A 21985-nucleotide genomic window follows, 5' to 3' on the forward strand; every position below is an offset into this window, starting at 1 on the left:
TCACTCCTGTTGTTCCTGTTCGACGTGGAGAGGGGTGAGAGGGTCAGTGCGGCCCTTCGCAGGCTCGCGGACCGACGGGGATGTGAGGGGCGGGCGGGGTGACGGGGGCGTGGTGCACGGGCGGCCCGGGATCGGCCGGGACGCGGTCGGCCAGGAAGCCGTAGGCGCGTCGCAGTCCGGGGTCGCTCAGGGAGCGCCACCAGCGGGCGATGCCGTACCAGCCGGGGGCCGCGAGGGCGCCGCCGTGGTGCCGGACGGACAGCCCGGCCGCGAGCACCGCGAACCGCAGCCGCTCCGCCAGCGGCCAGCCGCCGAGGGAGGCAGCGACGAAGCTCGCGCCGAAGACGTCGCCGGCGCCCGTCGCGTCCAGGACGTCGGTGTCCAGGGCCGGCACCTCGGCGTACTCGCCGGTGATCTGGTCGACGGCGATGGCGCCGTCCCCGCCCCGCGTCACCACGGCGACCGGCACGAGCTCCGAGAGCGTGCCGAGCGCGGCCAGTGCGCTGTCGGTGCGGGTGTAGGCCATCGCCTCGGTCTCGTTCGGGAGGAAGGCGTGGCACAGGGAAAGCTGCTCCAGGAGGGCGGTCGGCCACTCCTGGGTCGGGTCCCAGCCGACGTCGGCGTAGATCTGCGTGCCGTTCGCGGCGGCCTTCGCGAGCCACTCGCGCGGCCGGGCCTCGAGGTGCACCAGGGCGGTCCGCGCGTCGGGCGGGTCGCCCATCAGCACGTCCTGCGAGTACGGCGGCTCCTGGCCGTGGGTGAGCAGGGCCCGGTCGTGGCCGTAGGCGACGGAGACGGTGACCGGGGTCGGCCAGCCGTCGGCCGTGCGCGAGAGCGAGAGGTCGACGCCCTCCTGGTCGCAGAGGACGTCCCGGCAGTGCTCGCCGTAGAAGTCGTCACCGAACACCGTGGCCAGGGACGTGCGCAGGCCGAAGCGGGAGGCGGCGACGGCGAGGTTCGCGATGCCGCCCGGGCCACAGCCCATGCCCTCGGTCCAGATCTCCTCGCCCGGTGTGGGCGGCCTGCCGAGCCCCGTGAGGACGAGGTCGTAGAAGAGCAGCCCGGTCAGCAGCACATCGGGCCGGTCGTCGTCCACGGATGTGTCCTCTCGCTCACGGCTTCGACGGAGATCGTCAAAACTCTTCATTTCGGTGACCGGAATCGTGCGCCGCTCGGCGAGATTGGTCAATACCCGAGCAGAAATAAGCATGGCGATGATTGAAGATGACGAGTAATGTGCACGCCGTGCTGGCTGAACGACGACACCAACTCATCCTGCGGGCCCTGCGTGCCGGCGGGCCCGCGGCCGTGACCGACCTCTCGGAGCAGCTGGGCGTGAGCCCTGCCACAATCCGGCGTGACCTGGTCAAACTGGAAGAAGACGGACTGCTCACCCGCGTGCACGGCGGCGCCGTCGTGGAGGAGGGCGACCAGCCCTTCGCCGAGGTCGCCGAGGTGCGCGTCACCGAGAAGGACGCCATAGCCGAACGCGCCGCCGCGATGGTGCGGGACGGTCAGTCGGTGCTGCTGGACATCGGTACGACGGCCTACCGGCTGGCCCGGCAGCTGCACGGCCGCCGGCTCACCGTGATCACCAGCAACCTGGTGGTCTACGAGGAACTCGCCGACGACGAGGGCATCGAGCTGGTCCTGCTCGGCGGCATGGTCCGCCGCGAGTATCGCTCCCTGGTCGGCTTCCTCACCGAGGACAACCTGCGCCAGCTGCACGCCGACTGGCTCTTCCTCGGCACCAGCGGGGTGCGGCCCGGCGGGCAGGTCATGGACACGACGGTCGTGGAGGTGCCGGTCAAGCGGGCCATGATCAAGGCCGGCGAGAAGGTGGTGCTGCTCGCCGACGCGGCGAAGTTCCCCGGGAACGGGATGGCGAAGGTCTGCGGTCCCGAGGACCTGGACGCGGTGGTGACGAACGAGCCGGTCGACGCGGCGACGCGAGCCTCCTTCCAGGAGGCGGGCGTCGAGGTGGTCGTGGCGGGAAAGGTGCAAGCGTGAAGCTGACGATTCTGGGCGGCGGAGGATTCCGCGTGCCGCTGGTGTACGGGGCGCTCCTGCAGGACCACGCCGAGGGCCGGGTGACCCACGTCGTCCTGCACGACCTGGACGCCGGACGGCTGTCGGCGGTGACACGGGTCCTCGCCGAACAGGCGGCCGGCGTCCCTGACGCACCCGAGGTGAGCGCCACCACGGACCTCGACGACGCCCTGCGCGGCGCCGACTTCGTGTTCTCCGCGATCCGCGTCGGCGGTCTGCAGGGACGGGCGAACGACGAACGCGTGGCCCTGGCCGAGGGAGTGCTGGGCCAGGAGACGGTGGGCGCGGGCGGCATCGCCTACGGCCTGCGCACGGTCCCGGTCGCCGTCGACATCGCACGACGGGTGGCCCGGCTCGCCCCCGACGCCTGGGTCATCAACTTCACCAACCCGGCCGGCCTGGTCACCGAGGCCATGTCCCGCCACCTCGGTGACCGCGTCATCGGCATCTGCGATTCCCCGGTCGGTCTCGGCCGCCGCATCGCCCGGGTGCTCGGCGTGGAGAACCCGGCGCAGGCGTGGATCGACTACGTCGGCCTCAACCACCTCGGCTGGGTGCGGGGCCTGCGCGTCGCTGGCCGCGACGAGCTCCCGCGCCTGCTCGCCGACCCCGACCTGCTCGGCTCGTTCGAGGAGGGCAAGCTCTTCGGCGCCGACTGGCTGCGCTCCCTCGGCGCGATCCCCAACGAATACCTGCACTACTACTACTTCAACCGCGAGGCCGTCCGCGCCTACCAGCAGGCCGAGAAGACCCGCGGCGCCTTCCTGCACGACCAGCAAGCCCGCTTCTACGCCGAGATGGCCAACCCGGACGCCCCCGCCCTCACGGTCTGGGACCGCACCCGCGCCGAGCGCGAGGCCACGTACATGGCCGAGAACCGCGAGACCGCGGGCGCCGGTGAACGCGACGAGGACGACCTGTCCGGCGGCTACGAGAAGGTGGCCCTGGCGCTGATGCGGGCGATCGCCCGGGACGAGCGCACCACTCTGATCCTCAACGTCCGCAACCAGCGCACGCTGTCGGTTCTCGACACCGGCGCCGTCATCGAGGTGCCCTGCCTCGTCGACGCCAACGGCGCCCACCCCGTCACCGTGGACCCGCTGCCCGACCACGCCACGGGCCTGGTCTGCGCGGTCAAGGCCGTCGAGCGCGAGGTGCTTGCCGCCGCCGAATCCGGCTCCCGCGCGACCGCCGTCAAGGCCTTCGCCCTGCACCCGCTCGTCGACTCCGTCAACGTGGCCCGCAGGCTGGTCGAGGGCTATACCGAGGTCCATCCCGGGCTGGCGTACCTTAGGTGACCACCGAGAGGTAAGCGCTTTCCCAGCCGCTCTTCCCCGCTTCCTGGAGACATCCCATGCACGACGAAAGCCGCCGCATCGAGGAGCGCGTGCAGCGCCTTCACGACCAGCGCATCAAGTCCGCGGTCTACGCGGCCACCGTCCCCTTCGAGGTGGAGGCCTGGCAGGCCCCGGGGGAGCCGGTCCCGTTCGAGGAGGCCGCCGCCGCCCCGTACGAGCCGTTCACGATGGGCACCCCGTGGGGTCCGCCCTGGGGCACCACGTGGTTCCGCATGCGCGGACAGGTGCCCGCCGAGTGGGCGGGAAAGCGCGTCGAGGCCGTCATCGACCTCGGCTTCGTCGGCGACTGGCCCGGCAACCAGGCCGAGGCCCTCGTGCACCTCACCGACGGCACCCCCCTGAAGGCCGTCAACCCGCTCAACCAGTACGTCGCGATCGCCAACCCCGCACAGGGCGGCGAGAGCGTCGACTACCTGGTCGAAGCCGCCTCCAACCCGGACATCCTCGCGGACAACTTCTCCAAGGTCACCTGGCTCGGCGACAAGCTCACCGCGGGCGACAAGCCCCTCTACACCTTCCGCAGCGCCGACATCGCGATCCTCGACGAGGAGGTCTGGCACCTCGACCTCGACGTGCAGGTGCTGCGGGAGCTGATGCTGGAGCTCGGCGAGCACGACCCGCGCCGGCACGAGATCGCGCACGCACTCGACCGGGCGATGGACCTCCTCGACCTGGACGACATCTCCGGCTCCGCCGCCGCGGTGCGCGAAGCGCTGAAGCCGGCGCTGTCCAAGCCCGCGCACGCCAGCGCGCACACGATCTCCGGCGTCGGCCACGCCCACATCGACTCCGCCTGGCTCTGGCCGATCCGCGAGACCAAGCGCAAGACCTCCCGCACCTTCTCGAACGTCACCTCGCTCGCCGACGAGTACGACGACTTCATCTTCGCCTGCTCCCAGGCCCAGCAGTACGAGTGGGTGCGCGACAACTACCCCAAGGTCTGGTCCCGCATCCAGGAGTCGGTCAAGAACGGCCAGTGGGCGCCGGTCGGCGGCATGTGGGTCGAGTCCGACGGCAACCTGCCCGGCGGCGAGGCCGTCGCCCGCCAGTTCGTGCACGGCAAGCGGTTCTTCATCGAGCACTTCGGCATCGAGACCAAGGGCGTGTGGCTGCCGGACTCCTTCGGCTACAACGCGGCCTACCCGCAGCTCGCCAAGCTCGCCGGCAACGAGTGGTTCCTCACCCAGAAGATCTCCTGGAACCAGACCAACAGGTTCCCCCATCACACCTTTTGGTGGGAGGGCATCGACGGCACCCGGATCTTCACCCACTTCCCGCCGGTCGACACCTACAACGCCCGTTTCAGCGGCGAGGAGATGTCCCGGGCGGTCCGCAACTACGCGGAGAAGGGCGGCGCCTCCCGCTCCCTGGCCCCCTTCGGCTGGGGCGACGGCGGGGGCGGCCCCACCCGCGAGATCATGGAACGCGCCCGCAGGCTGGCGGACCTGGAGGGCTCCGCGAAGGTCGTCGTCGAGCATCCCGACGAGTTCTTCGCCAAGGCCCGCGCGGAGTACCCGGACGCACCCGTGTGGGTCGGCGAGCTCTACCTGGAGCTGCACCGCGCCACCTACACCTCCCAGGCCCGCACCAAGCAGGGCAACCGCCGCTGCGAGCACCTCCTGCGCGAGGCCGAACTCTGGGCGACCACGGCCGCTCTGCACGCACCGGGCTACACCTACCCGCACGAGAAGCTGGACCGGCTCTGGAAGACGGTGCTGCTGCACCAGTTCCACGACATCCTGCCCGGCTCCTCCATCGCCTGGGTGCACCGCGAGGCCGAGGCCGAGTACGCCCGCGTCGCGCAGGAGCTGCACGCCCTGACCACGGAGGCGGTGGCCGCGCTGGGCGCCGGCGCACCCCGCGCCTTCAACACCAGCCCCTACGACCGCGCCGACGTGGTCCGCGCGGCCGACGGCGCACCGGTGTACGTGCAGGTGCCCGCGAACGGCTCCGCACCCCTCGCCGACTCCGCACCCCTCGCAGACTCCGCACCCCCGCAGCCCGTGACCGTCGACGGCCTGGTCCTCGACAACGGCCTGGTCCGTGTGGAGGTGGCCGGAGACGGCACTCTGTCCTCCGTGCGCGACCTGCGCGCCGGCCGCGAGGTCCTCGCCGAGCCCGGCAACCTGCTCCGGCTGCACACGGATCTGCCCAACTACTGGGACGCCTGGGACATCGACAAGCACTACAAGAACCGCTACACCGACCTGCTGGACGCCTCGTCCGTCACGGTCGTCGAGCAGGACCCACTGATCGGTGCCGTCCGCGTCGAGCGGGCCTTCGGCAAGGGCTCCACGATCACCCAGACGATCACCGTCCGCGCCGGCAGCCCCCGCATCGACATCGAGACGGACATCGACTGGCACGAGACCGAGAAGATCCTCAAGGCGGCCTTCCCCGTCGACATCAGGGCCGCGCACTCCTCCGCCGAGATCCAGTTCGGCCACATCCAGCGCCCCACCCACACCAACACCACCTGGGAGGCGGCCCGCTTCGAGGTCTCCGGCCACCGCTGGGTGCACCTCGGCGAACCCGGCTACGGCGTCGCCGTCATCAACGACTCGACGTACGGCCACGACGTCTCCCGCACGGTCCGCGAGGACGGCGGCACCACGACCACCGTCCGCCTCTCCCTGGTCCGCGCCCCGCGCATCCCGGACCCCGAGGCCGACCAGGGCCGCCACCGCTTCACCTACGCCCTACTGCCCGGCGCGACCGTCGAGGACGCCGTCGCCGAGGGCTACGCCCTCAACCTGCCGCTGCGGGTGGCCGACGCGGCCGGCGCTCCCGCACCGGTGGTCTCCGCCGAGGGCGAGGGCATCACCGTGGAGGCCGTCAAGCTCGCCGACGACGCCTCCGGCGATGTCGTCGTCCGGCTCTACGAGTCCCGCGGCGGCCGCGCCACCGGCGCCCTGCGCACCGGGTTCCCGCTCGCCGGCGCGGCGATCACCGACCTGCTGGAACGCCCGCTGGAGGACGCGGAGATCACCGACGGGGCCGTCGCCCTCACGCTGCGGCCCTTCCAGATCCTGACCCTGCGCCTGCAAAGGGGCTGACCTCATGGCCATGCAGCCGTGGTTCGAGGACGCCAAGCTCGGCATCTTCGTCCACTGGGGCATCTACGCCGTCGACGGCGTCCAGGAGTCCTGGTCGTTCTACGACGACATCGTTCCGCACGACCGGTACATGTCCCAGCTCGACCGGTTCACGGCCGCCCGCTACGACCCGCGTGACTGGGCGAGGCTCTTCGCGCGGGCCGGCGCCAGGTACGCCGTCCTGACCAGCCGTCACCACGACGGGGTCGCCCTGTGGGACACCGCGTACGGCGACCTGAACGTGGGCCGTGACCTGATCGGCGGCTACGCCGAGGCCCTGCGCGAGCAGGGCCTCCGGGTCGGGCTCTACTACTCCCACTCCGACTGGAACCACCCCGACTACGCCTCCACCCGCAAGCCCGGCCGCCCGCCCGAGCTGGAGGACAACCGCTACTCGGAGGTCGCCGCCGAGTTCGAGGACCTCCAGGCCTGGGAGAGGTTCCTCGCCTACCGCGACGGCCAGATCCGCGAACTCACCCACCGCTACCGGCCCGACCTGCTGTGGTTCGACGGCGAGTGGGACCGCAGCGAGGAGCAGTGGCGCATCCCCGAACTGGCCGCCCTGATCCGCTCCGAGGTGCCGGACGTCGTCCTCAACGCGCGCATGCTCAGCGAGGGCGACTACGCCACCCCCGAGCAGGGCGCCCCCGTCATTCCGCCGGAGGGCCCCTGGGAGCTGTGCCTCACGATCAACGACTCGTGGGGGCACCAGCATCACGACCAGAACCACAAGTCCGTCGACCAGCTGATCCGCTATTTCACCGAGACCATCGGCGGCGGAGGCAACCTGCTGCTCAGCGTCGGCCCGCGGGAGGACGGCACGATCACCGACGAACAGGCGCGGCGGCTGGAAGGGCTCGGCGACTGGATCGCCCGGCACGCCGAAGCCGTGTACGGCACCGTACGCGGACTCCCGCCGGGCCACCACTACGGCCCGAGCACCCTCTCCAAGGACCGCCGCACCCTCTACCTGACCCTCTTCGACGCCCCGCGCGCCGAGATCAACGTCCGGGGTCTGCTCAGCAAGGTCCGCCGCGTCTCGGTCCTGGGCAGCGGCACGGAACTGGCCCATCGCGTCACCGGCGGCCTCCACGAGACACCCGGCATCCTCTGGATCGAACCCCCGTCGGCCTCGGACCTCGACCCGCACGCCACGGTGCTGGCCGTCGAACTGGAAGGAGAACTGGAGCTGTACCGGGGCGGAGGCCGCTTCTGACGGCGCCGAATTGACCCACGATTCCGGCCCCGGAATGCCCCCTGCCGTGGGTCGCCCGGCTCCGTAGGGTCATTGTCATGACGACGAAAGAGAACAAGACGGCAGACACCGGCACTTTCGCACCGCTTCTCACCCGCGCCACCGGAGCCGAGACGACGCGGGACCCGAGCAGCGTGATGACCCTCCTGGCCGACTCCTGCGACACCGGCGGCCGGCTCACCAGCTACCGGTCGGCGTTCGCCGAAGGTGCCATCGGCGCCCCCGCCCACCTGCACACCAAGGCGTCCGAGATGTTCTACGTCATCGACGGTGCGCTCCAGGTGCTGGTGGGTGAGGAGATCACCGTCCTGGAAGCCGGCGACTTCCTGCTGGTGCCGCCGCACACCCCGCACGCCTTCGCCGCCGCGCCCGGTGCGACGGCCGACGTGCTGTTCGTCTTCACCCCGGGCGCGGGACGCTTCGACTACCTACGGCTCCTGGGCCGGGTGATGCGCGGCGAGGCCGACCCGCAGGAGATCAAGGACTCCTCGGAACGCTTCGACAACCACTACGTCGACAGCCCGGTGTGGCTCGAAGCGCTCGCTGCCAGGCTCTGAGGCCTCAGAGTCGCAGCGCCTGAGCCGCCGCCCCGACGGCGTCGGCCTGCTCGGCCGCGGCGGGCGCGGGTACCGCCGGGAGCGGCTCCGTCGTCTCGGGCCGCTGCTGCGGCAGCGACACCGGCCGGAGCGGACGCGGGCCCGACACCACCGTGTAGTCCTGGCCCAGGAACGGCGGGACCATCTCGCCCGGGTCCTCGCCGAGCGCCAGCTGCACGGCGGCCCAGGGGACGTTGACACCGCACTGGGACAGCTGGTGCAGTCCGCCGGCCGGGCGCGTGTTGACGTCCATGAGCACCGGCCGGTCGCCGAACATCCGGAACTGGATGTTGGACAGGTAGTGCAGCCCGAAGCCCTCGGCGATCCGCCGGGCCGGCTCCAGCCACTGCTCGTGCAGGGTGAAGCCCCGGCGGCGGCCGTTCTTGGTGCGGCCCACCGCCAGCCGGACCCGGTTGTCCGGGCCGGTCAGGCAGTCGACCGACACCTCGGGCTGCTCGAGCCGCGGCATCACCAGCCAGTCCACCGGCTCCTCACCCTGTCGCAGCGCCTCCAGGACGAGATCGAGCGGCACGTACGGGCTGGGGAACCCGCTCAGATGCGTCAGCGAGAAGGGCGTACGCGTGATCACGCGGAAGCCCACCCCGCCGGCCCCGGACGCCGGCTTGAAGCACGCCTTGTGCCCGCCCGCCTCCAACTCCTCGACCGCCGCGACGAGTTCGTCCTCCGAACGGACCCGGTACCACGGCGGCACCGGCACACCGATCGCCTGGACCGCCTCATAGGCGATCACCTTGTCGTGGAAGACGGCCACGGCCTCGGGCGGCGGCGCCAGCACCGCCGTGCCGACCGCCTCGAACTCGGCGCGGTGCGCCACGATCCCCGACTGGTGCAGCCGGGGCACGAACACGTCGATGCCCCGCCGCGCGCACTGGTCCAGCGCGTACTCGACGTACCCGGCGGGGGAGAGGTTCTCGGGCTCCAGCTCGGCGGTGTCGGCGGCGGCCAGCACCGGCGAGTCGGGGTCGCCGTGCGTGGCATGGATCTCGACCGCCCGGTCGCTGGGATTCCTCCGCAGCTGATCCATGAAGAACACGTTCTCCGCGTACGTGCGGTTGAGCCAGACGCGTACGCGAGAGACCATGCAGGCCGCCTTTCACGGTTCGCGGGCAGGGCTGAGCAGCCCGTGCCCGGGCAGGAGAATGGAGGGACACCAAACCGCCCCTGTGAAAGGGAAGTTCGTAGCGGTGGTGTTGGGCCAGATCATACGGCTTCGGCGAGCCCCCTCGTGCAACGCGCGTGTGAAGGAATTCTCCGGCCACGGCCCCCGGGTCGCTCTTGCCCCCCGTCGCACGGATGTGATCTCTTGGTGACGTCCGGGGTGCGCTAAGGGGGCCAGAGGTGACGTCGACGGCGGATGGCGCCGCACAACTGCTGGCCATCAGCGATCTGCACATCGCTTACCCGGAGAACCGCGCCCTGGTCGAGGACATGCGGCCCGGCACGGACGACGACTGGCTGCTCGTCGCCGGGGACGTCGCGGAGACCGTGGTGGACATCCGCTGGGCCCTGAAGACACTCGCGGGCCGCTTCCGCAAGGTCGTCTGGGTGCCCGGCAACCACGAGCTGTGGACCCATCCGAGCGACGCCGTCACCCTGCGCGGCGTCGACCGGTACGAGTACCTGGTCGAGATGTGCCGCGAACTCGGCGTGACGACACCGGAGGACCCCTACCCCGTCTGGGAGGGCCCCGGCGGCCCGGTCGCCGTCGCCCCGCTGTTCCTTCTGTACGACTACTCGTTCCTGCCGGCCGGCTGCACCAGCAAGGAGCAGGGCCTGGAGTACGCGCAGGGCACCGGGATCGTGTGCAGCGACGAGTTCCTGCTGCACCCCGACCCGTACCCGAGCCGGGAGGCCTGGTGCCGGGCCCGCGTCGCCGCGACCGAACGCCGACTCGCCGAACTGCCCGGCGACCTGCCGGTGATCCCGGTCAACCACTACCCGCTGCACCGGCACCCGATGGACGTGCTGTGGCACCCGGAGTTCGCCATGTGGTGCGGCACGAACCTGACCGCCGACTGGCACCGCAGGTTCCGCGTGCACACCATGGTCTACGGCCATCTGCACATCCCCCGCACCACCGTGCACGAGGGCGTGCGCTTCGAGGAGGTGTCGGTGGGCTATCCACGCGAGTGGAGCAAGCGGTCCCGGCCGCCGGGGCGGCTGCGACGGATCCTGCCGGGGGAGGGCGAACAGCGGTGATCGAGGACCTGCTGCCTCAGACGGTGGTCGGCGTCGAGGCGTACGGGTACGAGGACGCGGACGCCCCGCTGTACCCCGAGGAGGAGGCCCTCCTGACACGGGCGGTCGACAAGCGGCGCAGGGAGTTCGCCGTCGTGCGCTCCTGCGCCCGCCGAGCCATGGCGAAGCTGGGCGTCGAGCCGCAGCCGATCCTGCCCGGGGAACGCGGCGCCCCCGGCTGGCCGGCCGGGCTGACCGGCAGCATGACCCACTGCGACGGCTACTGCGCCGCCGCGCTGGTCCGCGCCACCGACCTGGCGTCGCTCGGTATCGACGCCGAGGTCCACGGTCCGCTGCCCGAAGGTGTCCTGAAGGCCGTGTCCCTGCCGGCCGAGGCGGACCGGCTGCGACGGCTCGCGGCCGAACGCCCCGACGTGCACTGGGACCGGCTGCTGTTCAGCGCGAAGGAGTCCGTCTACAAGGCGTGGTTCCCCCTCACCGGGAAGTGGCTGGACTTCATGGAGGCCGACATCGAGCTCACCGCCGACGGCACCTTCCGCGCGGAGCTGCTCGTCCCCGGGCCCTGGGTGGGCGCCCGCCGCCTCGGCCATTTCGACGGGCGCTGGACGGTGGGACGGGGCCTGATCGCGACGGCGATCGCCGTACCGCACACCTGACCCCGCTCCCCGGCACTCGCCCGGGTGTCCCAAGCCCGGTCAGGGGCCGGGCTTGGGACACCAGTTCTCCAGGAGACGGAAGAACGCCTCCTCGTTGCCGGTCAGTCCGGCGCGCTCCAGGGCCTGCTCCGCCTCGGCGAGCACCGCGGGCGGGACGAGCGGCGGGCTGCCCTCCAGGTCGAAGGCGGCGCGGACGGTGTGCAGCAGCCGCAGATAGGCCTGGACGGCGGTGCGTTCACGATCGGTCAGAACGGCGGTGGGCATCGGTCGGTTCTCCCCGTGTCGGCGTCGTCGGTCCCGCGCCCTCGCGGCGCGTACGCCCCGCACAGCGGTGGCGCACCTCCAGCTTGCCGCCCACCACTGACAATCCGGTCCCGCCGCCCTCCGGTTCGCCCGCTCGGCGGAGGCGGGCCGCACCGCGTTGCGCGCTGTGCGGCCCGTCAGCCCTGCGGTCCGCGGTACCCCAGCGACGCCTCGATCCGCCCCGCCAGATGGTCCCGCTGCACCGGCCCCCGCGAGGAGGAACCGGCCAGCCACGCCCGGCACTTGCTGGCGAGCAGCAGGCCGAAGCTCTCGGCCTCCCGCTCGTCGTCGAGGTCGAAACGGGTGCGCGCGGCGACCTTCAGCACGGTGGCCTGGAGGTCGGCCCCGTCGTCGAGCAGCCTGGCCGCGACGGCCGCGCCCTCGACATGGTGGGAGCAGTGCCCTGCCTTCATGTGCCACAGCTCATGACCAAGGATCACCAACTGGTGATCGGGAGCGGTGCGTTCCTCGATCACGACGAGGTCCTGCTCGGCCATGTCCAGCCAGAGCCCGCTGGCGGTCCCGGGCGGGAACGCGGCCGTGCGGAAACGCACGGGGCGGCCGCGGCGTCTGCTCATGCCGTCGCACAGGGCGGCGTACAGCTCCTCGGGCCGAGCCGGCGCGGGGAGGGTCAGCTCCGCGACCAGCTCGCCGCACAGACGGCGCATTTCCCTACCGATGCCCACAGTTCTCCCCACGGTCACGACTCGGGCCGCTTGACGCTCTCCAGGAGCATGTCCAGCCACTCCGCGACCTTGTCGCGGTGCTGGTCGGTGGGCAGTTGCGCGGCACGCCAGGCGATGCCGCGCACGCCGTGGTCCTGCAGCAGCCGCTCCAGCGGGTCGTCCTGTGCCGCGGCCGCCTGCCGCTCACGGTCGGCGAGCTTCTGCAGAAGATCCTGCTCGGTGTGCTGGAGGGCGCTCACGAGCGCCTCGGGGTCCTCGGCCGTCAGGAAGCCGGCGTGCACCCGGAAGAACCGCTGGAGGGCGTCGCAGTGCTCCATGGTCGGCCGTCGGTCGCCGTTGATGAGAGCGCCGGCCTGCTGCCGGGACATGCCGGCGCCGTCGGCGATCTCCTGCTGGGTGTACTTGCGGCCGTTGGGCTTGAGCCGGGTCCGGCGCAACAGGTCCAGCCGCTGCAGGAACCGGGCCTGCACATCGGGCTCGCCCGCGGGCCTGCCGCACAGCAGGGCTTTCACCACCGGCTCCGGGACGCCGGAGGCGACGGACAGCCGGCCGATGTCGAAGACCTCGGCGTGCGGCACGCCGAGCCGGTCGGCGAGCGCGCCGACACGGGAGACGACAGCCGGCAGCACGGCCGTCGGCGTGACGCCCGGACCTTCGACGAAGCCACCCGTCACCGACAGATCTCCTACGTATCTCACAGGCTTCTCACAAGTGGATGCCGTGACCTACCCCGGCGTGAACTTCCCGGAGCGTAGCCGGTGGTTCGAACTCACATCCAGGTCTCGCCACAACTGTGGCCAATTTCAGCCGTCAACAGACATGGAATGCCACGATAGTTGACACGCCTCAGCTCGGGGCAGCAGGATCGGGGCGCCGCGTCAAGGCCGCACAGGCAAGAGGGGTGACCTCCCGATGGCATATCAGGCAGGAGGGCAGCGGCCGGCACCGCGGTCCCTCCCCGAGACTCCCGAGGCACAGGCCTACCTGGAGGACTACGCCGGGCTTCTGGAGGGTGTCTCCTTCCCCGCGCTCGTCGTCGACCACTGCTGGGACGTGGTGCTCACCAACGGCGCCTTCCGGTCACTTTTCCGTGAGATCGGCCCGCACCCGACGGCGATGCCGGGCGACAACTTCCTCAGGTTCGTCCTCTTCCACCCCGACGCCCCCACCGTGCTCGGCGATCACGAGGCGAGCTGGTGCCTGCCGATGCTCGCGCACTTCGCACGGACCGTGGAGAGCCACGGCCCCGACCACGGGCTGCAGGCCGTCCGTCGCGACATCGCTCAGGACCCGATCATGGAGGCCGCATACCGGCACGGCCTGCCGCACTGGATCCGCGCGGTCGGCGAGGGCGCCGTCGAGCAGGACGGTGCCCTGCGGCCGCTGCTGCACCCGGACCCGCACCGCGGCGCCATGGAGTGCCGGGTCGTCGTCGAGACGTCCAGGACGCTCGAAGAACTGGGCTGCGCCCGGGTCACGTTCGTCCTGCGCGAGGCCCGCCGCTCCGCGTCCCGGGAGCGCCGCACCCGCCGTACCGCCTCCCACCTGAGGGTCGTCCCCGCGGCCGACTGACCGCCGCCGGGTGTCCGCCCGCCGTGTCGGCGCCCTTCCCGGTCCGTGTGATGTGTGACATGGTACTGGCGTGAGCGAGTCGCTGACCTGCGATGTCGTGGTGGTCGGAGCCGGAGTGGTCGGCGCCGCCGCCGCCCTGTACGCGGCCCGCGCGGGCCTGGACGCCGTCGTGGTGGACCGGGGCCCGGTGGCCGGCGGGACGACCGGAGCGGGCGAGGGGAACCTCCTCGTCTCCGACAAGGAACCCGGACCCGAGCTCGAACTGGCCCTGCTGTCCGCCCGGTTGTGGGCCGACCTCGCCCGGGAGGGGCTGGGCAGGGCCGTCGAGTACGAGGCCAAGGGCGGTGTCGTCGTCGCCGGCACGGACCGGGCACTGGCCGGGCTGGAGAAACTCGCGGCCGAGCAGCGCGCGGCGGGCGTCGAGGCGGTCCCGGTGCCGCCCGACCGGCTCACCGACCTGGAGCCGTACCTGACCCCCGGCCTCGCGGGCGGCGTGCACTACCCGCAGGACGCCCAGGTGATGCCCGCCCTCGCGGCGGCGCACCTGCTGCGCGCCTCGAAGGCCCGGGTGCTCACCGGCCGGGAGGTGACCGGAGTCCTGCGCGGACCGGACGGTGCGGTGTGCGGCGTACGGACCGACCGAGGCGACCTCCACGCCCCCGCGGTGGTCAACGCGGCCGGTACCTGGGGCGGCGAGGTGGCGGCCCGCGCCGGAGTGTCCCTGCCCGTCCTGCCCCGGCGGGGGTTCGTCCTGGTCACCGAGCCGCTGCCGCCCCGCATCCGGCACAAGGTGTACGCCGCCGACTACGTGGCCGACGTCGCCAGCGACTCGGCGGCGCTGCAGACCTCCCCCGTGGTCGAGGGCACCCCGGCCGGACCGGTCCTCATCGGCGCCAGCCGCGAACGGGTGGGCTTCGACCGGTCGTTGTCGCTCCCGGCGCTGCGCGCGCTGGCGGCCGGGGCGACCGGGCTCTTCCCCTTCCTGGCCGGAGTCCGGGCGATGCGGACCTACGCCGGCTTCCGGCCGTATCTGCCGGACCATCTGCCCGCGATCGGCGCCGACCCGAGGGCGCCCGGGCTCTTCCACGCCTGCGGGCACGAGGGCGCGGGCATCGGACTGGCCACCGGTACCGGGCATCTGATCGCCCAGGTGCTGGCCGGGCGGACGCCCGACCTGGATCTCGGCCCGTTCCGGCCCGACCGCTTCACCGAGGAGGCCGAGTGAACCCGCTGGAACTGGCGGGGGCCGCACCGGGCCCCGCCTTCACGGTCACGTTCGACGGGCGGCCGGTCCGCGCCCTGCCCGGACAGACGGTCGCCGCCGTGCTGTGGGCGGCGGGCGTCACGTCCTGGCGTGCCACACGCGGCGAGGGCCGTCCGCGCGGGGTGTTCTGCGGGATCGGCGTCTGCTTCGACTGCCTGGTGACCGTCAACGACCGCCCCAACCAACGCGCCTGCCTGGTGCCGGCGCGGCCGGGGGACACGATCACCACGCAGGACGGAACGGGCCATGGGGACGTGAGAGGCGTGCCGGGTGGGGCCGGTCAGCACGGGGACGTGAGGGGTGCGCCGGGTGGGCCCGGTCACCGCGGGGACCTGAGCGGCACGCCGGACGGAACCGGGGACGCGGAGGTGCGGCATGCGGACTGACCTCGCTGTGATCGGCGCCGGACCGGCCGGGCTCGCCGCCGCCCTGGCCGCCTCCGCGCGCGGCGTACGGGTCGCGCTCGTCGACGCCGCGACGCAGCCCGGCGGGCAGTTCTACCGGCAGCCCGCCGCCGCACTCGGCGCCGGGCGGCCCGAGGCGCTGCACCACCGGTGGCGGACCTGGGAGCGGCTGCGGGACGGGCTCGCCGCCAGTGCCGTACGTGCTCTGACGGACCACCATGTCTGGAGCGTGGAGCGCACCCCGGACGGCTTCACCGTGCACGCCCTGCTCGGGCCGGACCAGCAGGAGCCCGCCGAGGTGCACGCCCGCGCCGTGCTCCTGGCCACCGGTGGCTACGAGCAGGTGCTGCCCTTCCCGGGCTGGACCCTCCCGGGCGTCGTCACGGCCGGGGGAGCCCAGGCCATGCTCAAGGGCGCCCTGGTGGTGCCCGGGCGTCGAGCCGTCGTGGCCGGGACCGGGCCGCTGCTGCTGCCCGTGGCGACCGGGCTCGCCGCAGCCGGCGTCGAGGTCGCCGCACTCGTCGAGTCGGCAGCCCCCCGGCGCCTCGCCCGTCACGCCCCGGCCCTGGCCGGCAAGCTCACCGAGGGCGCCGGACACGCCGCCCGGCTGCTACGCCACCGCGTCCCGGTCCTCACCCGCCACACCGTCGTCCGCGCCCACGGCGACGATGGGCTGACCGGCGTCACGGTCGCCGCGCTCGACGCCCAGGGCCGTGTCCGGCCCGGCACCGAGCGGCACCTGCCCTGCGACACCCTCGCCACCGGCCACGGCATGCTCCCGCACACCGACCTCGCGGAGAGCCTCGGCTGCCGTCTCGACGGGCTCACCGTGGCCGTCGACCCCGAGCAGCGCACGAACGTGCCCGGTGTGTGGGCGGCCGGCGAGGCCACCGGCATCGGCGGTGCCGCCCTCGCCCTCGCCGAGGGGCACATCGCCGGCTGCTCCGCCGCCGCCCACCTGCACGACACCGCCCCCGCCCCGGAGCCCTCCGTCGTCCACCTGCACGACACCGCCCCCGCCCCGGGGCCCTCCGTCATCCACCTGCACGACACCGCCCCCGCCCCGGGGCCCTCCGTCGTCTACCCGCCAGGCACCGCCCCCGCCCCGGAGCCCTCCGTCGTCCATCCGCCAGGCACCGCCCCCGGCCCGGAGCCCGCCGCCCATCCGCCGGGCACAGTCCTCGGCCCGGCGCCCGCCGCCCTCAAGGCCCGTACGAGGCTCGCGCGATCCGCCGCCGCCCTCGAATCCGCCTACGCGCCTCCCGTGCACTGGCCGGAGCAGATCACCGACGACACCGTGATCTGCCGCTGCGAGGAGGTCACCGCAGGGGCCGTGCGCGAGGCCCTGGACCTCGGGGCGGGCGACGAACGCACCGTGAAGCTGCTCAGCCGGGCCGGGATGGGCTGGTGCCAGGGCCGGATGTGCGGCACCGCGGTCGCCGCCCTCGCAGGCTGCGCACCCACCCCGGCCAAACGCCCGTTCGCCCGTCCCGTGCCGCTCGGCGTCCTCGCCCGGCAACACCCCCAGGAGGGACAGTCATGACCGAACACCGCCCCTGGCGCGGCGTCCTCGTCGCCACCGCGCTTCCGCTGAACGACGACCTCTCGGTGAACCACGACCGGTACGCCGAGCACTGCGCCTGGCTCGTCGACAACGGCTGCGACGGCGTCGTACCCAACGGCTCCCTCGGCGAGTACCAGGTGCTCACACCCGAGGAGCGGGCCCGGGTCGTCGAGACGGCCGTCGCCGCGATCGGCGGGGAGCGCGTGATGCCCGGCGTCGCCGCCTACGGGTCCGCCGAGTCCCGCCGCTGGGCCGAGCAGGCAGGCGAGGCCGGCTGCCGCGCGGTGATGCTGCTGCCCCCGAACGCCTACCGCGCCGACGAGCGTGCCGTCCTCGCCCACTACGCCGAGGTCGCCCGGGCGGGCCTGCCGGTCGTCGCGTACAACAACCCGATCGACACCAAGGTCGACCTCGTGCCCGAGCTGCTCGCCCGGCTGCACGGCGAAGGGCACATCCAGGGCGTGAAGGAGTTCTCCGGAGACGTGCGCAGGGCCTACCGGATCGCCGAACTCGCCCCGGAACTCGACCTGCTGATCGGCGCGGACGACGTGCTGCTGGAGCTGGCCGTGGCGGGCGCCAAGGGCTGGGTGGCGGGCTACCCCAACGCCCTGCCCCGTTCGTCCGTCGAGTTGTACCGGGCCGCCGTCGGCGGCGACCTGGACACCGCCCTGCCCCTGTACCGGCAACTGCACCCGCTGCTGCGCTGGGACTCCCGGGTGGAGTTCGTCCAGGCCATCAAGCTGTCCATGGACCTCGTCGGCCGTCACGGCGGCCCCTGCCGCCCGCCGCGGGTGCCGCTGCTGCCCGAGCAGGAGGCCGCCGTCCGGGCCGCCACCGAGAAGGCCGTCGCGGCCGGATTGAGCTGAGGACCATGCGCAGCACACTCGTCCTGCACGCCGTCGACTCGCACACCGAGGGCATGCCGACCCGCGTGATCACCGGCGGCATCGGCACCATCCCGGGTGCCACCATGAACGAGCGACGGCTGTGGTTCCGCGAACACCGCGACGACATCAAGCAGTTGCTGATGAACGAGCCGCGCGGCCACTCCGCCATGAGCGGCGCGATCCTCCAGCCGCCGACCCGGCCCGACTGCGACTGGGGCGTCGTCTACATCGAGGTCTCCGGCTATCTGCCGATGTGCGGGCACGGCACCATCGGCGTGGCGACCGTGCTGGTCGAGACCGGCATGGTCGAGGTCGTCGAGCCGGTCACCACCATCCGGCTCGACACCCCGGCGGGCCCCGTCGTCGCCGAGGTGGCGGTCGAGGACGGTGCGGCCCGGGCGGTCACCCTGCGCAACGTCCCCTCCTTCGCCGTCGGCCTCGACCGCAAGGTCACCCTCCCCGACGGCCGGACGGTGACGTACGACCTCGCGTTCGGCGGCAACTTCTACGCCATCCTGCCGCTGGAGCGGTTCGGTCTGCCCTTCGACCGGTCCCGCAAGGACGAGATCCTCGCCGCGGGCCTGTCCCTCATGGCCGCCGTCAACGCCGAGGACCCGCCCGTCCACCCCGAGGACTCCTCCATCCGCGGCCTCCACCACGTCTACCTGGCAGGCCCGGGCTCGACGGCCCGCCACTCCCGGCACGCCATGGCCATCCACCCCGGCTGGTTCGACCGTTCGCCCTGCGGCACCGGCACCAGTGCGCGCATGGCCCAGCTGCACGCACGCGGCGAACTCCCGCTGCACACCGAGTTCCTGAACGAGTCCTTCATCGGCACCCGCTTCACCGGCAGACTGCTCGGCACGACCGAGGTCGCCGGCCGCCCGGCCGTGCTGCCCAGCTTCACCGGCCGCGCCTGGATCACCGGCACCGCCCAGTACCTGCTCGACCCCGAGGACCCGTTCCCGGCGGGGTTCGTCCTGTAGGCACCCCCGCAAGCGCACCCGAGAGGAACCCCGACCGTCATGGCTCCGCAGCACACCCCCGCCCTGCCCGTGCTGGGCAGCAGGAAGCCCAGTCTCCGGGAGCGGGTCGCGGACGCGCTGCGGGCCGCCCTGATCGCCGGTGAACTCCGGCCCGGCGAGGTCTACTCGGCCCCGGGTCTGGCCGCCCGCTTCGGCGTCTCCGCCACACCGGTGCGCGAGGCCATGCTCGACCTGGCCAAGGAGGGCCTGGTCGACACCGTGCCCAACAAGGGCTTCCGGGTCACCGCCGTCTCCGAGCGGCAGCTCGACGAGTACACCCACATCCGGGCGCTGATCGAGATCCCCACCACGGCGGAACTGGCCGGCACCGCCGACCCGGTGGCCCTGGAGGCGCTCCGCCCGGTCGCCGAGGAGATCGTCACGTCCGCCGCGGCCGGTGACCTCATCGCCTACGTCGAAGCTGACCTGCGCTTCCACCTCGGCCTGCTGGCCCTCGCCGGCAACGGCCACCTCGTCGACGTCGTACGCGACCTCAGACGCCGCTCCCGGCTCTACGGCCTGACGGCGCTCGTGGAACAGGGGCGGCTGGAGGCTTCGGCCGAGGAGCACCTGGAGATCCTGGACGCGCTGCTCGCCCGCGACGAGGAGGCCGTACGCGCCGTGATGGCCCGGCACCTCGGGCATGTCCGGGGCCTGTGGGCCGCGCCCTGAACAGGCCCGGCTGACAGGCCCGGCTGACAGGGCGGGCGGACAGGGCGGGCTGACAGGGCGGGCGCTTTCACAGATCCAGGACGAGCCGCTTCCCACGGCAGCGGGACACGCAGATCATCATGGTCTCGCCGGCCGCCCGCTCGTCCTCGGTCAGCACCGAGTCCCGGTGGTCCGGCTCGCCGTCGAGGACGTCGGTCTCACATGTGCCGCAGGTGCCCTCGGTGCAGGAGTACAGCACCTCGATTCCGGCGGCGCGCACGGCGTCGAGCACGGACACCTCCGGCGCGACGGTGAGTGTTCGTCCGCTCTGCGCGAGCTCCACCTCGAACGCGGTGCCGCCGTCGCTCTCCTGCTCCTTCGGCCGGAACCGCTCGACGCGCAGCACCCCCGACGGGCACCGGGCCTCGACCGCGTCCAGCAGCGGCCCGGGACCGCAGCAGTAGACGAGGGTGCCCTCGGGGACGTCGTTCAGCACGGACGGCAGGTCCAGCAGGCCCGACTCGTCCTCGGGCGCGATCGTCACGCGGTCCCCGTAGCGGCCGAGTTCCTCGACGAAGGCCATGGACCCGCGGGTGCGCCCGCCGTACAGCAGCGTCCAGTCGGCGCCGGTCGCCTCGGCCGCCGCCAGCATCGGCAGGATCGGCGTGATGCCGATGCCTCCCGCGACGAAGCGGTACCGGGGAGCGGGCTCCAGACGGAAGTTGTTCCGGGGCCCGCGCACCCGCACCTTGCCGCCCTCGCCCAACTGCTCGTGCACATGGGCCGAACCGCCCCGCCCGGGGCGCTCGCGCAGCACCGCGATCCGCCAGGCCGACCGGTCCGCCGGGTCGCCGCACAGCGAGTACTGCCGCTCCAGACCGGGCGCCGGCAGGACGTCGACGTGGGCGCCCGGTTCCCATGCCGGCAGCGGCTCGCCCAGCGGATGGCGCAGGGTGAGGGCGAGCACGTCATCGGCAGCGAACTCCCTGCGCTCGATGACGAGTTCGGACTCGTAAAGGCTCATGAACTGGTTCCTCGTGATGCGTCGACAAGGTGCCCCTGCGGATGGGCGAGCATCCACTCCCACATCTCGACGGGGTCCTGCGCGGTGTGCTCACGGCCGCAGTGGCACGTGCCGTGCAGGGTGTCGGTGCCTGGCAGCCAGGCGATGCGGTAGACCTCGCCGGTGGGAGCGGTCACCGGACCTTCTCCACGGGCTTCTCGCCCTGTTCCACCAGCCGGGCGAGGATGCGGCGGGCGGCCAGACCACCGGTGTCGATGTTGATGCTCAGCTCCTGGTAGCCGGTGCGTTCGGTGCCGAGGGTCTTCTGCAGCAGGTTGAGCGCGGTGACGTCCTGCATCACCACCGTGTGGTTGTTGCCCCGCAGGAACTCGGTGACCTCGGTGTCGTCGGTCGCCCAGTCGCGGGAGACCGCCCAGAAGTCGTACACCGTGCCGTCGCCGGAGGGTGTGATCGCGTAGGTGATCTCGGTGTGGAAGCCGTTCGGGTCGCTGCCGTCCGCCTCGGGCAGCACCCCGACCGGGGCGATACGGCTGTGCAGCAGATACAGGCAGGGGGCGTGGTACTCGATGTCCTGCCAGCGGGTGATGCGGCCCTCGATGCCGGTCGACCTGGCGTAGAACGGCGGGCACGCGGCGTCGTCCATGTGCCGGCTCACCCGGACGATCCCGGCGCCCTCGTCGACCTCGGTGGTGATCGGCGTCTCGGCGACCTCGGGGGTGCCGATGTAACCGCCGTGCAGATACGTCTCGTGGGACAGGTCGAGGAGGTTGTCGACGAGCAGCCCGTAGTCGCAGTCGATGGGCTCCATGCCGCGCACGGTGACCCAGCCGGGGGAGTCGAGGTGCCGGGCCCGGGGGATGGTCTGCGGGTCGGCGAGCGCCGGGTCGCCGATCCACACCCAGATCAGCGAGTCCAGCTCGACGACCGGGTAGGAGGCGACCCGGGCGGTGCGCGGCACCCGTTTCTGCCCGGGCACGTACACGCACGTACCGGACGTGTCGTAGGTGAACCCGTGGTACCCGCACACGATCCGGTCCCCGTCGAGCCGCGTCGGCGCCTCGGACAGCGGGTAACGGCGGTGCACACAGCGGTCGTGCAGAACGACCGGGGTACCGTCCTCCTCGGTCCGGTAGAGCACGAGCGTCTCCCCGAGGATCGTCCGGCCGAGCAACTCCCGCCCCACCTCGTGGCTGTAGGCGGCGACGTACCACTGGTTCCTGGCGAAGGCGGTCATGTGAGGCATGGGCGCTGACTCCCGTCTCTGGTCGTGGCGCCATCGTCGGGGTGGAGCTTTCGGCGCCGCAACGGGCCTTCCGTCAGACGGAAGCGGTTGCCGCATCAAAAAGTGAAAGCGCAACGGAATTCCCGATTTTTTC

The 21985-nt window shown here is 72.4% G+C and carries 21 protein-coding genes and 1 pseudogene; 14 read left to right on the top strand and 8 right to left on the bottom strand.

The genetic code is table 11. The features are described 5' to 3' along the window. Positions 1-43: 43 nt before the first annotated feature. On the bottom strand, positions 44-1096 hold the full coding sequence (locus FDO69_RS19210) for a carbohydrate kinase family protein (protein ID WP_104781063.1): 1053 nt from the start codon (positions 1094-1096) through the stop codon (positions 44-46). A 149-nt stretch (positions 1097-1245) separates the two neighbouring features. On the opposite strand from FDO69_RS19210, the gene FDO69_RS19215 reads away from it, so the two are divergent. The 5 genes from FDO69_RS19215 (at position 1246) to FDO69_RS19235 (ending at position 8314) form a co-directional block, all read left to right on the top strand. Beyond that, a complete protein-coding gene (locus tag FDO69_RS19215; RefSeq protein ID WP_104781114.1) occupies positions 1246-2010 on the top strand; it encodes a DeoR/GlpR family DNA-binding transcription regulator in 765 nt (254 codons plus the stop codon). Beyond that, positions 2007-3347: a 6-phospho-beta-glucosidase gene (locus FDO69_RS19220; protein WP_104781064.1), complete on the top strand. Its 1341-nt coding sequence runs from the start codon at positions 2007-2009 to the stop codon at positions 3345-3347. The genes FDO69_RS19215 and FDO69_RS19220 overlap by 4 nt, the downstream gene beginning before the upstream one ends. 56 nt (positions 3348-3403) lie before the next feature. After that, positions 3404-6463, top strand: a complete 3060-nt coding sequence (locus FDO69_RS19225) for an alpha-mannosidase (RefSeq protein WP_104781065.1) — start codon at positions 3404-3406, stop codon at positions 6461-6463. A gap of 4 nt (positions 6464-6467) precedes the next feature. Next, positions 6468-7718 carry an alpha-L-fucosidase gene (locus tag FDO69_RS19230; RefSeq protein ID WP_104781066.1) on the top strand — a complete coding sequence of 417 codons (1251 nt, stop codon included), beginning with the start codon at positions 6468-6470 and terminating at the stop codon, positions 7716-7718. Between the two features lie 77 nt (positions 7719-7795). Next, the gene (locus FDO69_RS19235; protein WP_104781067.1) at positions 7796-8314 is read left to right on the top strand and encodes a cupin domain-containing protein; all 519 of its coding nucleotides are present in this window, start codon (positions 7796-7798) and stop codon (positions 8312-8314) included. Between the two features lie 4 nt (positions 8315-8318). Here FDO69_RS19235 and FDO69_RS19240 read toward each other — a convergent pair whose 3' ends face one another. After that, complete coding sequence (locus FDO69_RS19240; protein ID WP_104781068.1) at positions 8319-9455, bottom strand: ATP-grasp domain-containing protein; 1137 nt, start codon at positions 9453-9455, stop codon at positions 8319-8321. 257 nt (positions 9456-9712) lie between these two features. Between FDO69_RS19240 and FDO69_RS19245 the strand changes: the two genes are divergently transcribed. Together FDO69_RS19245 and FDO69_RS19250 are read left to right on the top strand one after the other, a co-directional pair. Continuing rightward, positions 9713-10573 (top strand): metallophosphoesterase family protein, encoded by an 861-nt coding sequence (locus FDO69_RS19245; protein ID WP_104781069.1) that lies wholly within the window; start codon positions 9713-9715, stop codon positions 10571-10573. Further along, the gene (locus FDO69_RS19250; RefSeq protein WP_104781070.1) at positions 10570-11229 is read left to right on the top strand and encodes a 4'-phosphopantetheinyl transferase family protein; all 660 of its coding nucleotides are present in this window, start codon (positions 10570-10572) and stop codon (positions 11227-11229) included. Before FDO69_RS19245 ends, FDO69_RS19250 begins: the two co-directional genes overlap by 4 nt. 39 nt (positions 11230-11268) lie before the next feature. On the opposite strand, the gene FDO69_RS19255 is transcribed toward FDO69_RS19250, so the two are convergent. The 3 genes from FDO69_RS19255 to FDO69_RS19265 form a co-directional block, all read right to left on the bottom strand. Beyond that, positions 11269-11493: a hypothetical protein gene (locus tag FDO69_RS19255; protein WP_104781071.1), complete on the bottom strand. Its 225-nt coding sequence runs from the start codon at positions 11491-11493 to the stop codon at positions 11269-11271. 176 nt (positions 11494-11669) lie between these two features. Then, on the bottom strand, positions 11670-12200 hold the full coding sequence (locus FDO69_RS19260; RefSeq protein WP_104781072.1) for a toxin-antitoxin system, toxin component: 531 nt from the start codon (positions 12198-12200) through the stop codon (positions 11670-11672). Positions 12201-12232: 32 nt separating this feature from the next. Next, on the bottom strand, positions 12233-12892 hold the full coding sequence (locus tag FDO69_RS19265) for a helix-turn-helix domain-containing protein (RefSeq protein ID WP_104781073.1): 660 nt from the start codon (positions 12890-12892) through the stop codon (positions 12233-12235). Positions 12893-13130: 238 nt separating this feature from the next. On the opposite strand from FDO69_RS19265, the gene FDO69_RS19270 reads away from it, so the two are divergent. From FDO69_RS19270 to FDO69_RS19305, 7 genes and pseudogenes are all read left to right on the top strand, one after another. Continuing rightward, positions 13131-13790, top strand: coding sequence for an MmyB family transcriptional regulator (locus FDO69_RS19270; RefSeq protein ID WP_167526641.1), 660 nt, complete (start codon positions 13131-13133; stop codon positions 13788-13790). 70 nt (positions 13791-13860) lie between these two features. Beyond that, positions 13861-15015 carry an NAD(P)/FAD-dependent oxidoreductase gene (locus FDO69_RS19275; RefSeq protein WP_104781075.1) on the top strand — a complete coding sequence of 385 codons (1155 nt, stop codon included), beginning with the start codon at positions 13861-13863 and terminating at the stop codon, positions 15013-15015. Continuing rightward, a pseudogene (locus tag FDO69_RS19280) lies at positions 15012-15308 on the top strand ((2Fe-2S)-binding protein); the annotation flags it as partial. The gene FDO69_RS19275 and the pseudogene FDO69_RS19280, both read left to right, overlap by 4 nt. A gap of 121 nt (positions 15309-15429) precedes the next feature. Further along, a complete protein-coding gene (locus FDO69_RS42050; protein WP_234387993.1) occupies positions 15430-17001 on the top strand; it encodes an FAD-dependent oxidoreductase in 1572 nt (523 codons plus the stop codon). Continuing rightward, the gene (locus FDO69_RS19295; RefSeq protein ID WP_104781077.1) at positions 16998-17888 is read left to right on the top strand and encodes a dihydrodipicolinate synthase family protein; all 891 of its coding nucleotides are present in this window, start codon (positions 16998-17000) and stop codon (positions 17886-17888) included. Before FDO69_RS42050 ends, FDO69_RS19295 begins: the two co-directional genes overlap by 4 nt. A gap of 5 nt (positions 17889-17893) precedes the next feature. Further along, positions 17894-18895, top strand: coding sequence for a proline racemase family protein (locus FDO69_RS19300; protein ID WP_104781078.1), 1002 nt, complete (start codon positions 17894-17896; stop codon positions 18893-18895). A gap of 39 nt (positions 18896-18934) precedes the next feature. Then, positions 18935-19606 carry a GntR family transcriptional regulator gene (locus tag FDO69_RS19305; RefSeq protein ID WP_104781079.1) on the top strand — a complete coding sequence of 224 codons (672 nt, stop codon included), beginning with the start codon at positions 18935-18937 and terminating at the stop codon, positions 19604-19606. Between the two features lie 67 nt (positions 19607-19673). Here the strand turns inward: FDO69_RS19305 and FDO69_RS19310 are convergent, their stop codons facing one another. Genes FDO69_RS19310 through FDO69_RS19320 form a run of 3 tightly spaced genes read right to left on the bottom strand, consistent with a single transcriptional unit; the run spans position 19674 to position 21852 of the window. Beyond that, a complete protein-coding gene (locus FDO69_RS19310; RefSeq protein WP_104781080.1) occupies positions 19674-20609 on the bottom strand; it encodes a PDR/VanB family oxidoreductase in 936 nt (311 codons plus the stop codon). Then, positions 20606-20785 carry a hypothetical protein gene (locus FDO69_RS19315; protein WP_104781081.1) on the bottom strand — a complete coding sequence of 60 codons (180 nt, stop codon included), beginning with the start codon at positions 20783-20785 and terminating at the stop codon, positions 20606-20608. Before FDO69_RS19315 ends, FDO69_RS19310 begins: the two co-directional genes overlap by 4 nt. Further along, the gene (locus FDO69_RS19320) at positions 20782-21852 is read right to left on the bottom strand and encodes an aromatic ring-hydroxylating oxygenase subunit alpha (RefSeq protein WP_170320907.1); all 1071 of its coding nucleotides are present in this window, start codon (positions 21850-21852) and stop codon (positions 20782-20784) included. Before FDO69_RS19320 ends, FDO69_RS19315 begins: the two co-directional genes overlap by 4 nt. Between the last annotated feature and the right edge of the window lie 133 nt (positions 21853-21985).

Source organism: Streptomyces tibetensis (assembly GCF_007655005.1).
Classification (GTDB): Bacteria; Actinomycetota; Actinomycetes; order Streptomycetales; family Streptomycetaceae; genus Streptomyces; species Streptomyces tibetensis.